The sequence below is a fragment of the Pseudoalteromonas luteoviolacea H33-S genome (genome assembly GCF_001625695.1).
Classification (GTDB): Bacteria; Pseudomonadota; Gammaproteobacteria; order Enterobacterales; family Alteromonadaceae; genus Pseudoalteromonas; species Pseudoalteromonas luteoviolacea_B.
Window position 1 is genome coordinate 21,504 of sequence record NZ_AUXY01000054.1, and the last position, 14,392, is coordinate 35,895.

Annotated in this window: 14 protein-coding genes; 8 read left to right on the forward strand and 6 right to left on the reverse strand. The window is 44.0% G+C overall.

Features of this window, described 5'->3' with window-relative positions:
- Positions 1–23: 23 nt before the first annotated feature.
- Both N477_RS05680 and N477_RS05685 read right to left on the reverse strand, forming a co-directional pair.
- The gene (locus N477_RS05680) at positions 24–473 is read right to left on the reverse strand and encodes a TIGR02444 family protein (protein WP_063361945.1); all 450 of its coding nucleotides are present in this window, start codon (positions 471–473) and stop codon (positions 24–26) included.
- A complete protein-coding gene (locus tag N477_RS05685) occupies positions 467–2,389 on the reverse strand; it encodes an ATP-binding cassette domain-containing protein (RefSeq protein WP_063361944.1) in 1,923 nt (640 codons plus the stop codon). The genes N477_RS05680 and N477_RS05685 overlap by 7 nt, the downstream gene beginning before the upstream one ends.
- A gap of 122 nt (positions 2,390–2,511) precedes the next feature.
- On the opposite strand from N477_RS05685, the gene N477_RS05690 reads away from it, so the two are divergent.
- Positions 2,512–2,712 carry a YheV family putative zinc ribbon protein gene (locus tag N477_RS05690; RefSeq protein ID WP_023401300.1) on the forward strand — a complete coding sequence of 67 codons (201 nt, stop codon included), beginning with the start codon at positions 2,512–2,514 and terminating at the stop codon, positions 2,710–2,712.
- Positions 2,713–2,745: 33 nt separating this feature from the next.
- Here the strand turns inward: N477_RS05690 and N477_RS05695 are convergent, their stop codons facing one another.
- Both N477_RS05695 and N477_RS05700 read right to left on the reverse strand, forming a co-directional pair.
- Entirely contained in the window at positions 2,746–2,958 is a 213-nt protein-coding gene (locus tag N477_RS05695) for a SlyX family protein (protein WP_063361943.1), read from the reverse strand.
- Positions 2,958–3,956, reverse strand: coding sequence for a WD40 repeat domain-containing protein (locus N477_RS05700; RefSeq protein ID WP_063361942.1), 999 nt, complete (start codon positions 3,954–3,956; stop codon positions 2,958–2,960). Before N477_RS05700 ends, N477_RS05695 begins: the two co-directional genes overlap by 1 nt.
- 274 nt (positions 3,957–4,230) lie before the next feature.
- On the opposite strand from N477_RS05700, the gene fkpA reads away from it, so the two are divergent.
- Positions 4,231–4,986 (forward strand): FKBP-type peptidyl-prolyl cis-trans isomerase, encoded by a 756-nt coding sequence (fkpA, locus tag N477_RS05705; RefSeq protein ID WP_063361941.1) that lies wholly within the window; start codon positions 4,231–4,233, stop codon positions 4,984–4,986.
- A gap of 62 nt (positions 4,987–5,048) precedes the next feature.
- On the opposite strand, the gene N477_RS05710 is transcribed toward fkpA, so the two are convergent.
- A complete protein-coding gene (locus N477_RS05710) occupies positions 5,049–5,519 on the reverse strand; it encodes an Rsd/AlgQ family anti-sigma factor (RefSeq protein WP_063361940.1) in 471 nt (156 codons plus the stop codon).
- A 651-nt stretch (positions 5,520–6,170) separates the two neighbouring features.
- Here N477_RS05710 and hemE point away from each other — a divergent pair.
- Positions 6,171–7,238 (forward strand): uroporphyrinogen decarboxylase, encoded by a 1,068-nt coding sequence (gene hemE, locus N477_RS05715; RefSeq protein ID WP_063361939.1) that lies wholly within the window; start codon positions 6,171–6,173, stop codon positions 7,236–7,238.
- Between the two features lie 62 nt (positions 7,239–7,300).
- Here the strand turns inward: hemE and speE are convergent, their stop codons facing one another.
- Positions 7,301–8,161 carry a polyamine aminopropyltransferase gene (speE, locus tag N477_RS05720; protein ID WP_063361938.1) on the reverse strand — a complete coding sequence of 287 codons (861 nt, stop codon included), beginning with the start codon at positions 8,159–8,161 and terminating at the stop codon, positions 7,301–7,303.
- 207 nt (positions 8,162–8,368) lie between these two features.
- Between speE and speA the strand changes: the two genes are divergently transcribed.
- The 5 genes from speA (at position 8,369) to N477_RS05745 (ending at position 14,392) form a co-directional block, all read left to right on the forward strand.
- The gene (gene speA / locus N477_RS05725) at positions 8,369–10,249 is read left to right on the forward strand and encodes a biosynthetic arginine decarboxylase (protein ID WP_081216461.1); all 1,881 of its coding nucleotides are present in this window, start codon (positions 8,369–8,371) and stop codon (positions 10,247–10,249) included.
- Positions 10,250–10,362: 113 nt separating this feature from the next.
- Entirely contained in the window at positions 10,363–11,241 is an 879-nt protein-coding gene (locus tag N477_RS05730) for an acyltransferase (protein ID WP_063361936.1), read from the forward strand.
- Between the two features lie 46 nt (positions 11,242–11,287).
- The gene (locus tag N477_RS05735; protein WP_063361935.1) at positions 11,288–12,205 is read left to right on the forward strand and encodes an acetyltransferase; all 918 of its coding nucleotides are present in this window, start codon (positions 11,288–11,290) and stop codon (positions 12,203–12,205) included.
- On the forward strand, positions 12,202–13,362 hold the full coding sequence (locus N477_RS05740) for a mechanosensitive ion channel family protein (protein WP_063361934.1): 1,161 nt from the start codon (positions 12,202–12,204) through the stop codon (positions 13,360–13,362). Before N477_RS05735 ends, N477_RS05740 begins: the two co-directional genes overlap by 4 nt.
- A 217-nt stretch (positions 13,363–13,579) precedes the next feature.
- A complete protein-coding gene (locus tag N477_RS05745; RefSeq protein ID WP_063361933.1) occupies positions 13,580–14,392 on the forward strand; it encodes a substrate-binding periplasmic protein in 813 nt (270 codons plus the stop codon).

Consider the following 14,392-nt stretch of genomic DNA (forward strand, 5'->3'; position numbering starts at 1 on the left):
CTCGGGATAGCGCTTGATCTTGATCATGTTTTCGCGTACTCAAAGCGTGTGACGAGTTGCTTTGGCAAGTACAGTTCTAGGTTGCTGACTTGCTGAACGCTGCGCTCTAAATCAAATCCAGTGACCAACTCAATGAGACAGTGCTGCTGTAGCTTTTCAAGCTCAAGCTCTGTACTTAATAAGCTTTTTCGTAGGGTTGCATACTCAGGGTAATCATCAAAGTGCTTTTTCACTTGCTGTCGAGTGGTGCGATAGGGATGCAGTAATGTTTTATCTGTATCTGCTGCACAGGCTGCTAAGGCCTGAACTTGCAGCTCGGTAAGTTGGATAGAGTACGTAGTTAGATAATCTAGCAAGAGGCACAGGTTGACGTTTTTACCATGCAGGTCCTGGCACTCTAAGAGTACCTGTTGGACCTGCGTGTTGCGATAAACATCGCAGGCAAAGCGCCAAAAACTGTCGGGGCTTAGCATATTTTGCCGGTGCTCGCGAAGTGGGCTTCTTTTTCCTCTAACTCCTCAAGGGCTAAAAGAAGCGATTCTTCCGTATCGTTGAGCTTAGGGGTCATGTCTGCTTGCTTGGCTAATAAGTCGCTTAGCTTGGCTTTGTTTTCTGCCTCGTAAAGGCTGTTATCAGCTAATTGTGACTCTACCTCTGCGAGCGCACTGGTGAGCTTATCCAGCTGTTTTTCCAGTTTATCAATGGATTTTTTCAGCGGTTGCACGGATTTTCTAAATTCGGCTTCAAGACGTTTTTGCTCTTTACGATTTACACTTGAGTGCGCTTTTTCTTCTACTTGTGGCTTTTGCTTCGCTTCTTTATTGGCATTGAGTAACCATTGATAATATTCATCTAGGTCGTAGCCAAACGCAGAGACGGTGCCATTATCGACAAGATAGTATTCATCCGCTGTGTTTTTCAGCATATGACGATCGTGAGAAACGGTGACCATCGCCCCTTCGAAACCTTGCAATGCCATGACTAAGGCGTGACGCATTTCTAAGTCTAAGTGGTTGGTAGGTTCATCGAGTAGCAATAGGTTAGGTGATTGATACACTAACATGGCCAATACCAGTCTGGCCTTTTCTCCACCTGAAAACGGTGCGACAGGGTCGAGTGCCTTGTCTCCATGAAACGCAAAGCCACCGAGGAAATCTCGTAGTGATTGCTCAGTGGCCTGTGGGTCTAAGCGCTGCAAATGAGTGACGGCACTGGCATTTAAGTCCAGCGACTCCAGTTGGTGCTGAGCAAAGTAACCTACTTTTAAGCCTTGGTGTTGGAATACTTCGCCCGCTTGAGGGCTAATATCGCCAGCCAGTAATTTGATTAAGGTTGATTTACCCGCACCGTTTCTGCCCAATAATGCGATGCGGCTACCAGGTACAAGGTTGAGCTTAATTTGGTGCAGTATGGTGATATCTCCGTAACCCGCTTGTGCTTGATCGAGCGTCATCAGTGGGTTAGGGATGTTATCTGGGTTAGAAAATTCAAAACTAAATGGAGAGTCGGCATGCGCTGGCGCTAGTTTCTCCATACGTTCAAGGGCTTTGACACGACTTTGTGCCTGCTTTGCTTTACTGGCTTTAGCTTTGAATCGAGTAATAAATTGCTCTAGGTGCGCAATGGTTTCTTGTTGTTTTTCATACATGGCTTGTTGCTGTGCCATGCGCTCTGCCTTTTGGCGCTCAAACTGGGAGTAGTGCCCTTTATAGACATTGATACACTGTTGATCTATGTGCCAGATTTGGTCGATAACCGCGTCTAAAAACTCTCTGTCGTGAGAAATCAATACCAGCGTACCTTGGTAGGCTTTTAAAAAACGTTCTAGCCAATAGACAGCGTCTAGATCTAGGTGGTTGGTTGGCTCATCCAGTAACAGTAAATCGGCGTCGCGGATCAAAGCTTGAGCTAAATTTAAGCGCATTCGCCAACCACCAGAGAACTCACTCACGGCGTAGTCGAGCTGTTCATTACTGAACCCTAAGCCATGCAATAACTCTCCAGCCTTGGCTTCGATGCTATAACCGCCAACCAGCTCCATTTGCTGATGCACTTGGGCTTGCTTCTCTCCATCACCTTGTGCCTCTGCCTGTTGCAATGCCGTGCGCAGCTCATAATATTGCTGATGACCTTGCAGCACATATTCCATCGCTGAAATAGAAAGCGCAGGTGTTTCTTGCTTTACTGAGGCTATTGACCAGTCTTTTGGTATTTGAAAGTTACCGGCGTCGGCATGCAGCTGGGACTTGAGTAAGGCAAATAGAGACGATTTACCGCAGCCATTGGCTCCGACTAAACCGACTTTATGTTGTGCAAACAAGGTCGCGCTGGCATTTTTTAAAAGCGTTTTTCCGCCACGTAACAGTTCAATATCAGAAAGTTGGATCATAATAAGCTCAATTCAAAATCACTGCCTGAATGATAACATGGATCTATAACTAGAGAACAAGCGTATAAAAGCATCCGAACTTAAGTTAAAATAGCCTTTCACAGAGTCAGTGGGGTTGTATTGTGAGAACAAAAAAACGGTTTATTGCCGGCGCATCTTGTCCAGCTTGTAATAAAATGGATGTGATGATGTTATATAAAGAGCATGATGTGGAAAAGGTCGAGTGTGTGGCATGTGGCCATTCAATGACGCAACCAGAAGAAGCGGTACAAGCGTCAACGCGTCAGTTTGAGCAAGTTATTGGCGTATTTAAACCACAGTAAATGATGCGCCTGAGCGCATCACTTGGGTCATGCCTAGTAGTGTGGCGGTGGTGGCTCTTGCTCAATCGGCATCATGCCGTCGTCTTTACCTTCTTTTATCTTTTCTGCCAGCAACCTGATCTGGTGCTGCATGGTTGATAACCTTGCTTGATGGATTTTGAGCTCATCATTTAATGTCTCGATGGTATCTTCTTGAAAAGCAATCTTTGCTTCAAGTTCATTTACGCGACTTTCTAACTCTGTCATTACTCTATTACTCTTTCGAACTGCTCCATCAAACCACTTGAACTTTCTGTGACCAAGATGCCGTCTCGTTTTGCAAATGCAACATCAAAGACAACGGCTGATTTAGGCCTGCTTCCTTCTCGTGGCTTGACTCGCCAAGTTTTTAGCTTTGTACCATCGCTTATCCGCCACAGGGTAAGCTGGCGGTTAGGAGAGCCTGTTGCGAGCAGGTTGCCTTGTTGGTTGAAGCGTACGGCACTGAATATTTTCTGCCTCGCAATATACTGTAATTGTGCCACAAGATCACCTGAAGTCAGCTGCCAAATACTGGCTTTTTTCATGCTATCAGCAGTAAATGCGTAGCGCCCTTGTGGGTCTAAGGCCACTTTGGTTACGCGACTTGGGTGGTTAAAGCGGTGTATGACTTGACCTGTTCTGGTATCCCAAAAGTAAGCACTGTAGTCGTTTGCACCGGTTAAAGCGAAGTGGCCATTGGGTGAGAGCGCAATACTATTAATTTTTTCTTGGTGTCCAAGGAACTCTATGCGCCTTCCGCTATCTAAGTCGAGATGCACAACGACATTATCGCTGCGACCGTATAAAACATATCGGCCATTATTACTGATGGCGATGTCGCGAATGGTACCTGTGTCTATTTGGTAGTAGCCGATGTTTTTACCATCTTCAATTTGCCATATGGCAAAGCGGTCGTTGGCCGCTGTGATAGCCGTTGAGTTATCGTGTGCGATGGCAAGAGAGTGGATCAAGTCATCAGGTTGGTCCGAGTGAGACCACTGATATTTAAGTCCATGGGTGGTGTTATCCCATAAAACCGCACCATGTTCGACAGATGACACTAAACTGTAACGGCCATCGTGTGAAATAGCGGCTGCAAATGCCCCGCGTGATGCATGTTCGACAGTAAGTTGCGCTTTGGAGCTATCAGGAGAGCAGCCGGGCAATATCAGTATGAGCAGGCAAACACAGAGTGAAGTGTGCAATTTAAAAAATTTGGCCATAAATTCGGTATTTCCTCTTAACTCTATGATTTGCACCGAGTAGACTAGTGGTAAAATTGATTGGGCCACAAACAGATATTAGCGTATTCGCTAAAATATGTCGCCAGTCGTACAGATATTTCCCTTGGCAAGGTTCTCTGGGTGTGAATCTTGGCTTTGGTGGCAATGAGTGATAATGTGACATCACCTTTTTAAATTAATAATTATTTAACATGACAATGAAGTTAGAGGGCAACGTTATGTTGCTGGCTGCTCGGATGTCGGAGAAAATAAAATGAAACAAACTATTAAGCTGTCTTTAATTGCAGCCTCAGTACTTGCACTAACTGCGTGTAATCAAAAAGCACAAGAAACTGCAAAAGTAGAAGAAGTAAAACTAGAAACTGAAGTACAACAGCAAGCATACGGTATCGGTGCATCAGTTGGTAACTTCCTACAGAAAGACCTAGCTGACAAGCAAGGTCTAGGCATTGAGCTTGATCAAGAGCTTCTGATGAGAGGCTTTAAAGATGCACTTGCTGGTAACTCTAAGCTAGATGACGAAAAAATTCGTGAAGTGCTAACGGCACTTGATACGTCTGTACGTGAAAAGCAAACAGCTAAAGCGGAAGCTGACGCAAAAGAAAACAAAGAAAAAGGCGCAAAGTACTTAGCTGAAAACGCGAAGAAAGACGGCGTAACCGTAACTGAGTCTGGTCTTCAGTACGAAGTTATTTCAACAGGTGAAGGTAAGAAGCCAGTTGCGACTGACGTAGTTAAAGTACACTACAAAGGTACTCTACTAGACGGTTCTGAGTTTGATAGCTCATACTCTCGCAATCAACCTGCGACTTTCCCACTTAACCAAGTAATTGCAGGTTGGACTGAAGGCCTACAATTAATGCCAGTTGGCTCAAAGTATAAGTTCACTATTCCTGCAGAGCTAGGTTACGGTGAGCGTAACCTAGGTAAGATCCCGGCGAACTCTACGCTTGTATTTGAAGTTGAACTACTTGAGATCCAAGAAGACCAAGAAAAGCCTGCTGCATAATTTGTACAGCGCGAACAAAAAAAGGGCCACTGTGAAGTAGCCCTTTTTTAATTTCTATTATTTTAGTCAGTATGATTTGCGAAGAGGTTATCGATTAACTCATCTTCCAATCCGAAACGTTGTTCTAATGCTTCGCCCAGCGTAGATAAATCCTTATCAAAATCCGCCAGTGGGTTGTCACTGTTTGCTTCAGCATATTTGTCGTTAAAATCCAAAGCCAAGTCTGTCGATGCCGTAATTTTTGGATAAATCGATTGTGCCAGTTTTAAGCTTTCCGGTCCTTTTTCTTTGCAGGCGGCGACGATATTGTCGTACACCTCAAAATGGCCTGCCGACAAGTAATCCATTAAAATTTGGCAAAATGATTGAATTTGCACTTGCTCTGGCAAAGCTTTGTCACTGCTCTCAAAAGGCGATAATCCAGCGACTTTATAATATAGCAACAGTAGCTCTTGACGTTCCATGAGCCAGTTATCGATAACACTATGACTCCCTCCCCATTTTTGTTGGGCTTGTTCTAACCGTGAAAGCATAGTTATCTCCTTAGCGGGTCGTTATTTAGGCCCTGCACTGACCAAATTGTGTATATGTAACGGGTATTATTTTCATGGGTACATCAAAATAGGATGGCTTGGACCCAAAAACAGACAGCAATTTGGTAATACTGAATACTTAATCTTGCCTCCTATAAAAATGAAAACTGATGAAAAGATCAACCACTTTTTGCAAAAAGCACATAATTTCTTTGATTTGTACCCTAGCTGGGTTTTTTACTCTTGGTGTTAATCATTTTTATTCCGTATTCAGTGAGCTTGAATACGGATAGTGTATTAAAAACAAAAAACCACCCGAAGGTGGTTGAAATCAGTTTAGCGATTTGAGTTTATTCTTGTTAGAAGGTGTTTTGTTATTGTTGTTTTGCGCAGCATTTTTATAGCAAGGTTTTTTTTGTGGTGCAAATGTTCTGCGCTACTTTTTTGTGAATTTAATATCTCAAGTTTATGAAACACGGATGCACAGGGCTTGGGTGTAGCATTGTGATTCATCATATTAGGCATACCTGACAGTGCAGCTCATTAATCTGGATCATAGAGAAGTGATTTAAACGTTTGAACAGCTAGGGCGAGTAGGGATAAAGTGATACAATTCGAACAATTTTTACAGCACTGGAATTGAATCACGCTATGAGCGAGTTGAAAAATGATCGTTATTTACGCGCGTTGCAGAAGCAGCCGGTTGATGTGACACCTGTATGGATGATGCGCCAAGCGGGGCGATATCTACCTGAATACAGAGCGACGCGAGCGCAAGCTGGCGACTTTATGAGTTTGTGCAAAAATGCGGAGCTTGCATGTGAAGTGACATTGCAGCCGTTACGTCGTTATCCACTGGATGCTGCGATTCTCTTCAGTGATATTTTAACTATCCCAGATGCAATGGGCCTAGGTCTATACTTTGAAACGGGTGAAGGTCCTAAATTTGAGCGTCCAATTTCTTCTCTGGCTGATGTGCAAAAACTGCCTAAGTTAGACCCAACCGATGAGTTGGGCTATGTCATGAATGCAGTGAGCACGATTCGTCGAGAGCTAAAAGGTGAAGTGCCTTTAATTGGTTTCTCAGGTTCACCGTGGACTTTGGCGACCTACATGATTGAAGGCGGTAGCAGCAAAACTTTTGGCAAGATTAAAAAGATGGCTTTTGCAGAGCCGCAGACGTTGCACTTGCTGCTCGATAAAGTTGCGGATTCAGTAATTGATTATTTAAATGCACAAGTTAAGGCAGGTGCTCAGTCGCTGATGATCTTTGACTCTTGGGGCGGCGTACTCAGCCCACGTGATTACAAAGAGTTTTCGTTGCAATACATGCATAAAATTGTTGATGGCCTTATTCGTGAAAACGATGGACGCAAGGTGCCAGTGACGTTATTTACTAAAAATGGCGGTCAGTGGATTGAGTCTATTGCTGCGACAGGATGTGACGCGATTGGTTTAGATTGGACCATTGATATTGCGGATGCGAAACGACGTGTTGGTGATAAGGTCGCACTGCAAGGCAATATGGACCCTGCGATGCTCCATGGCACGCCTGAGCGTATTCGTGAAGAAGTGCAGTCTATCTTAGCTGGTTTTGGTGAAGGCAGCGGCCATGTATTCAACTTAGGCCATGGGATCACGCCAGATGTAGACCCTGAAAATGCGGGTATATTCATCAACTCTGTCCATGAGTTTAGCCGTCAGTATCATCAAAAGTAATACTGGACAAAAACAAAAAAACCCAAGCTTTGCTTGGGTTTTTTGTTTTTATGTGGCGCGCTTTATTTGTCAAATGCGCGGCGCATAAAGTTTGGCGTTGCGAGTGCCCCTTTGTGAATACCTGTGTTGTAATACTCAGTATCAAACTCGGCAGCATCCACATCTTGCTCTCTAAAGCCATTAAACTGCTCACCTTTACGCGCCAAAGTGGCAGACCATAAACCGCTTGGGTAAATTGGCTGTGGGAACGGTAAAGTTTGTAAATCCGCAAAGCCAACATCTTTCATTGCTTGGCGCATCTCTTTTAGCAGCGGCATGTGCATCAGCGGTGACTCACTTTGCTGGATTAAAATCCCGCCATCACTCAGTGCTGCCAAACAACTGGTGTAAAACGCATGGTTGAATAGGCCTTCACCAGGACCAACTGGATCAGTACCGTCAACAATGATCACGTCGATAGAGTTTGCCGCTGCTTCACGCATGTATTTGATGCCATCATCAAACATCACGGTTGCACGCGGGTCGTCATTGGATGCGCAAAGCTCTGGGAAGTATTTAAGTGACATTTGTGTCACCACTTCGTCAATGTCGATTTGCGTGACTGATTCAACATCTGGGTGCTTAAGCACTTCACGTAATGTACCGCAGTCACCACCACCGATGATCACCACGTTTTTTGGTGCAGGGTGTGCAAAAAGCGCTGGATGGCTCATCATTTCATGATAGAAAAAGTTCTCACGTGTGCTGACCATAGTGCAGCCATCAATGATCATCAGATTGCCAAAGTCGGTTGTCTCGTACATTTCAACTTTTTGAAACGGCGACTGAACCTCATCCAGCTTTTTATTGATACGCAGAGAAAAAGCGCTGCCATCTCGGTCACTTATCTCTGTAAACCAGCGGTTTGCTTCTAAATTAGACATGTTTGCTTTCACATTGAATTTAAATTTGGCGCAAATTTACCAGCGCCGAGGAATTTGCTCAATCTATTTTAGTCGATAGCAAGCAGTTTGTCTGTTTGTCATCAGTAGGTCACAGTCTGTGTATCTCAAGGCATATTTAACTATCGCTAATCACGATAAGGCGTATTAAAATGAGCACAGTATGAGAATTTTTTAGTAGGGTAAATAATGGAGTGGGGAGTCGATACTGCACGCAACACATACAATGTACAGCATTGGAGTGATGGCTACTTTGATATCAATGACAGTGGTGAGCTGATTGCTTACCCTGATGGTGACCATAGTAAAGCGCCAATCGTATTATCAGATCTCACTGAGCGATTTAAAGAGCAGGGGCTAACCTTACCGGTATTGGTAAGGTTCACTGATATTCTTCAGAATCGTGTTGATACGTTAACAGATGCGTTTGCACAGGCAAAAGCGCAAAGAGAGTATCAAGGTGAGTATACCTGTGTTTACCCTATTAAAGTGAATCAGCAACGCTCGGTGGTGAGCAAACTGTTGAGTCACCCAAGCGGCTTGGTTGGTCTAGAAGCCGGCTCTAAGCCCGAGTTGATGGCTATTTTAGGTTTGGCTACTTCGCCGATCACGATTGTTTGCAATGGCTATAAGGACAGAGAGTTTTTACGTTTGGCGCTGATTGGTCAAGCGATGGGCCATAAAGTGCAAATTGTGGTAGAAAAACTGTCAGAGCTCGATGCATTAATCAAAGAAGTGGATGATATGCACATTGAGCCAGCCATTGGTATTCGCATCCGTCTTAACTCGATCGGTAAAGGTAAATGGCAAAATACCGGAGGGGAAAAGGGCAAATTTGGTCTCACAGCTGGTCAGGTACTTAATGCCGTTGACACGTTACGTCGTCATAACAAGCTGCACTTGATGCAGTTAGTCCACTTCCATATTGGCTCACAGATCGCGAATATCCGTGATATCCAACGCGCACTGAGAGAGTGTGCGAGGCACTATGCGGAATTATCACAGTTGGGCGTGCCATTAAAAACCGTGGATGTAGGCGGTGGTTTAGGCGTGGACTATGAAGGTTCGGGTTCTCGCAGTGCTTGCTCTATGAATTATACGGTAGGCGAGTATGCACGCAACGTGGTTAACGCCTTTGCCGAAGTCGCTGAACAACATGATTTACCACATCCTGATATTATTACGGAGTCTGGTCGTGCCTTAACAGCACATCATGCCGTGTTGATCACCGATGTGATAGATATTGAAACCGCACCGAGTGAAGATGTGCCAGAGCAGATCAGTGGTGATGAACACCATCTAATACAAGAGTTGCGACAGGCGTTATCTCGCCTTACGCCAAGACTTGCGCTGGAAACCTATCATGATGCAATCCACTTATTTGGTGACGCACATGATCAATATGTTCATGGTCTCATATCTATGGCACAGTGGTCGCAAATTGAACGTCTGTATTTTACGATATTGAGACAAGTGCGTGACAGTTTAAGTGCGCAATCAAGGGCGCATCGTGAAGTATTGGATGATTTAAACGAAAAGCTGGCAGATAAGCTGTTTGTTAATTTCTCATTGTTTCAATCCTTGCCGGATGTATGGGGGATTCAGCAGTTGTTCCCTGTGATGCCGATTTCAAATCTCGACCAGCCGTTGACGCAAAGGTCGATTATTCAAGATATTACATGTGATTCTGACGGGCAAATTCGTGAGTATGTAGAAGGGGCTGGGATTGAGTCTAGCTTGCCTATGCCGCAATACCAGCCATCTGAGCAGTACCATTTAGCGATGTTTATGGTTGGCGCGTATCAAGAGATTTTGGGTGATTTACATAATCTATTTGGTGATACAGACTCCGTGCATGTCGAATTGAATGAGACAGGCTATCAGCTGACAAATGCGCTCAAAGGTGACTGTGTGGAAGACGTGTTACGTTTTGTGCATTACGATAAGCAGCAACTTATCGATAACTTCACTCGTCAGGTCAATGCAGTGGCCGTGGCGCCAAAAACAAAAGAAACCTTTTTAAAGGAATTAAAGATGGGGTTAACTGGTTATACCTATTTTGTAGATTAACCCTAACTGCTCAGATTTTTTATTCCCTTGAAATTGCGTATGATGCCCTCATCACAATACTAAGTTGTGATGAGGTATAGTCGAGTAAAATAAAAGTAGTAAAGGAACTTTGCATGTCGCTAGTCCGTCAAATTGTGGGGCTGATTTTATACGTCCTAAATACATTAATTTGGTTTGTGCCGATATTTATATGCGGTGTGCTCAAACTGATCCCCATTCCTCCGTTGCAGCGCCTACTAAGCAAACTTGCTAAATCATGTGCAAGTATGTGGGTTGCTGGCAATAACGTAAATCAGCGCTGCGTCTCACCGTATCAGCTGCAAATCAATGGCGCTGATAAGATCAACAGAAAAGACTGGTACCTAGTGATTGCGAACCACCAAAGCTGGGTAGATATTTTAGTGTTACAGCGGGTATTGCATCGCAAAATTCCATTTTTAAACTTCTTTTTGAAAAAAGAGTTATTGTACGTACCGTTTTTGGGGTTAGCTTGGTGGGCATTAGATTTTCCATTTATGACCCGCACGAGTAAAAGCCAAATTAGGAAAAATCCTAAATTAAAAGGCAAAGACATCGAGACGACACGCAAAGCCTGTGAAAAATTCAAAACGATGCCAGTGAGCATTGTGAATTTTGTTGAAGGCACGCGCTTTACAGATGAAAAGCACCAAAGACAAAACAGCCCATTTAAACATTTACTTAAACCTAAAGCGGGTGGTATTGCATTTGTGATGCAGGCGATGGGTGAGCAAATAAATCAAGTGGTGAATGTGACCATTCATTATCCCAACGGCGTACCGACATTTATGGATTTCGTGGCTGGTAAAGCTGGGCAGATTAATGTTGAAGTTGAATTAATGCCAGTGAGTGACAAGCTGGTGGGAGATTACACGGGCGATAATGAGTTTCGTGTTCAATTTCAAGGGGAGCTTAACCGTCTGTGGTCTGAAAAAGACAAATGCATTGAGCAATTAGCTACTCCAAGCGAGTAATTGTTTAGTACGGCCCACAATAACAAGTTAGTAAGGGAAACAAACTATGAAGAGTATATTACCGAAGTGGTTTCACGGTGCGATTGGCGCTTTATTTTTGTTACTCAACACTGCATTTTGGGGGCTGATCATACTGGGCTTAGGCATCGTAAAATGGTGCCTGCGCGTTCGCTTACTCTCGGTGCTTTTACACTGGGCTTATCATAAATGGTGTGTGGGCAATCGCATTGGCTTAAAGCTCGGTGGGGTGTCTATGCATGTCAAAATGCCGCAAGCTATCTCAGTAAATGGTTGGTATTTACTGGTATCAAACCACATAAGTTGGTTGGACATAGTGGTACTGAGTGCGCAATCCCAGCTGCCCGCCCCGAAGTTTTTCCTTAAAGATGAATTGAAATATGTGCCATTGATTGGCACTGGGGCATGGGCTTTGGATATGCCGTTTATGAAGCGTGCCAGTAAAGCGCAAATTGCTAAAAATCCGAAGTTAAAGCGCATGGATGTCGAGCGCACAAAGCAAAGCTGTAAAAACTTTAAGCATCACCCAACGACGGTGATTAACTTTGCTGAAGGGACGCGCTTCACAGCGCAAAAACAGCGTCGCCAAGCGAGTCCTTTTGATAACCTCCTGAAACCAAAAGCGGGGGGAACTGCATTTGCATTGGATGTATTAAGTGAGCAGGTTGATGGCTTATTAAATACCGCTTTGGTGTATCACAGCGAGGACCTACATATTTGTCGTGCCTTTGTGCTTGGGCGCCTTGATGCAGTTTCTTTGCAAGTTGACTATATTCCTATGAGTGAATTGCCTTTGGGAGATTATCAAGGTGATAAAGCATATCGAGTACAATTTCAGGCTTATATGAATACACTTTGGCAGCAAAAATCTGCACAGATAGCAAGATTAGAGCAGCGCCCTGAAGGGGAAGCGGATAATGTGCCATCAGAGGTGAACTCATTATGAGCATGGTCCACTTGCAAGATGTGATTTCGCCTTTTGTTGGCGGTCAGAGTATGCACCCATTTATCTTGGCGTCGCTAACAAACAGTGTATCACTGATCGGGTTAGTGGTTATTTTTGCCTTGATAAAGCTTGCGCTCGTGCCCAAAGTCAAAAACATGTTGTCTCAATTCTTACGCGCTAAGATTGCCTATCTTGCGCCTCAGTTAAGTAAACTCAGTGGCCGTGTCGCATTGCTGATCAGCAGTATTTTGTTTGTGATGATCAACAAGTACATGTTTGTTGCACCGGCGTGGGTCATGAGTCAGTTGCAATTGCTGGCCCAAGTGATTTTGATAGTGGCGTTTGGCTTCTTGGTGAGTTCATTATTGAACATTGCCCATACGATTTATCAACAACAAAAGTTTGCTAAAGACGTGCCGATTAAGGGCATCGTGCAGTTGGTAAAGCTGATGGTGTTTATTGTCACAACTGTGTTGGTGGTGAGCACCATTGTCGATAAATCACCGACATATATACTCTCAGGTTTTGGCGCCATTGCAGCGGTTACTTTATTGGTTTTCAAAGACACCATTTTGGGTTTGGTTGCCAGTATTCAAATTGCGGCCAATAAGCTGGTTGCCACAGGTGATTGGATCCAAGTCGATACATTTGGTGCCGATGGAGAAGTGATTGATTTAGGCCTCAATACGGTCCGAGTGCGCAATTGGGATAATACGGTGACGACCATTCCAACATACGCTTTGATATCGGATTCTTTTAAAAATTGGCGCGCGATGCAAGAATCTGCTGGCAGACGCATCAAACGCAATATCCCTATTGATATGAATAGTGTCTGTTTGCTCACGGAAGCGCAAATCAGCGAGTTAAAAGAGAAGTTCCCTGCATTGAATGCGCTCAAGCTACCCGAGATGTGTAGCAACCTCACTGCCTTTCGGATGTATGCTGAGTATTTGTTAAAGCAAAGACCCGAGATAAATACAGAGTGTACCTGCATGGTACGTGAGCTATCACCATCATACCACGGCATTCCAGTGGAATTTTACTGTTTCAGTAAAGACAAAAGCTGGGTGAACTATGAGCATATTCAGGCGAATATTCTCGACCAAATGCTGTTGTTACTCAATGAGTTTGAGCTGCGACCATACCAAGTGTTGTAATCGCATTATCACGGCTAGGTAAAGCAAAATGCACTGAGCGTACAAAAATCACTGAGCTGAGTGCACTTAGTATGTTAAGGTGATGACACAGTCACGATTTTATTGTGGTATTTTTGTGACAATCAGATATGTTATAAAGAGGGAAAGCAGGTAAAGGTAGTGGCAAGTACGCTGAGTGTCTTGATGTCAAAATGCGTGATATTAGGTAGGTGATCGAATGAAGTTAATAAACGTGCTAATACAGAGTATGTTCGCTTTGACATTTAGTGCGTATGGCCTTGCAGTTGACCAAATTGTCCATGTTGCTGTTGATCATGCTCCGCCTTATAGTCGTTTAAACGATAATAACCATCCACAGGGTCTTATCTTAGATATCCTCAAATATGCTGAATTAACCAGCGGAAAAAAATATAAAATCAAAGCTGTACCCTGTCCTTTTTCACGTTGTGTGCGTTTGCTCAGCAAAGGCAAAGTGGATGTCATGGGCGGCTTAATTCGAACCCCTGAACGCGAAAAAATCATGTCCTTTGTCGAGCCGCCTTATATGGTGCTGTCTTCATCGTTTGTCTTTTATGGTCAACATAATAGCGATATTGAAGTCAATCGCTATGAAGACTTGCAAGGTAAGCGTATTGCTGTGATGCGCGGTGGTGCTTTTTTCCCACAGTTTGATAAAGACAATAGTTTAAATAAAGTCGCGGTGCCGTCTGAGCGTGTTGCGGTAGACCTTGTCTTGAAGGGGCGCGTTGATTTGGTGATTGCGGTTGAAGACACCGCAGATATTGCGATGGATGTGCTTGACCAACCGATGCACAAATTAAAGAAAATGCAGTATCGTCATACCCAACCAATTTATGGCTATATGGCGATGAGTGAGTCGTTTGCCAATTCTGGATTGGGTAGCCACATCTCTCAGCAAATGCACACTATGGCAAAAAATAAGACGCTGGATAAATTAGTCGCCCCTTATCATTTACCTAAAATACCTACCCAGCTTATTGAACCGCTGGCCTCATTTTCACCACGCTAG

Bases quoted from the DNA above. Each gene is read 5' to 3' on its own strand.
- N477_RS05680 (WP_063361945.1), bottom strand. From the start codon at position 473: ATGCTAAGCCCCGACAGTTTTTGGCGCTTTGCCTGCGATGTTTATCGC.
- N477_RS05735 (WP_063361935.1), top strand. From the start codon at position 11,288: ATGAAGAGTATATTACCGAAGTGGTTTCACGGTGCGATTGGCGCTTTA.
- hemE (WP_063361939.1), top strand. From the start codon at position 6,171: ATGAGCGAGTTGAAAAATGATCGTTATTTACGCGCGTTGCAGAAGCAG.
- N477_RS05745 (WP_063361933.1), top strand. From the start codon at position 13,580: ATGAAGTTAATAAACGTGCTAATACAGAGTATGTTCGCTTTGACATTT.
- speA (WP_081216461.1), top strand. From the start codon at position 8,369: ATGGAGTGGGGAGTCGATACTGCACGCAACACATACAATGTACAGCAT.
- N477_RS05710 (WP_063361940.1), bottom strand. From the start codon at position 5,519: ATGCTTTCACGGTTAGAACAAGCCCAACAAAAATGGGGAGGGAGTCAT.
- N477_RS05730 (WP_063361936.1), top strand. From the start codon at position 10,363: ATGTCGCTAGTCCGTCAAATTGTGGGGCTGATTTTATACGTCCTAAAT.
- N477_RS05685 (WP_063361944.1), bottom strand. From the start codon at position 2,389: ATGATCCAACTTTCTGATATTGAACTGTTACGTGGCGGAAAAACGCTT.
- N477_RS05695 (WP_063361943.1), bottom strand. From the start codon at position 2,958: ATGACAGAGTTAGAAAGTCGCGTAAATGAACTTGAAGCAAAGATTGCT.
- N477_RS05740 (WP_063361934.1), top strand. From the start codon at position 12,202: ATGAGCATGGTCCACTTGCAAGATGTGATTTCGCCTTTTGTTGGCGGT.
- speE (WP_063361938.1), bottom strand. From the start codon at position 8,161: ATGTCTAATTTAGAAGCAAACCGCTGGTTTACAGAGATAAGTGACCGA.
- fkpA (WP_063361941.1), top strand. From the start codon at position 4,231: ATGAAACAAACTATTAAGCTGTCTTTAATTGCAGCCTCAGTACTTGCA.
- N477_RS05700 (WP_063361942.1), bottom strand. From the start codon at position 3,956: ATGGCCAAATTTTTTAAATTGCACACTTCACTCTGTGTTTGCCTGCTC.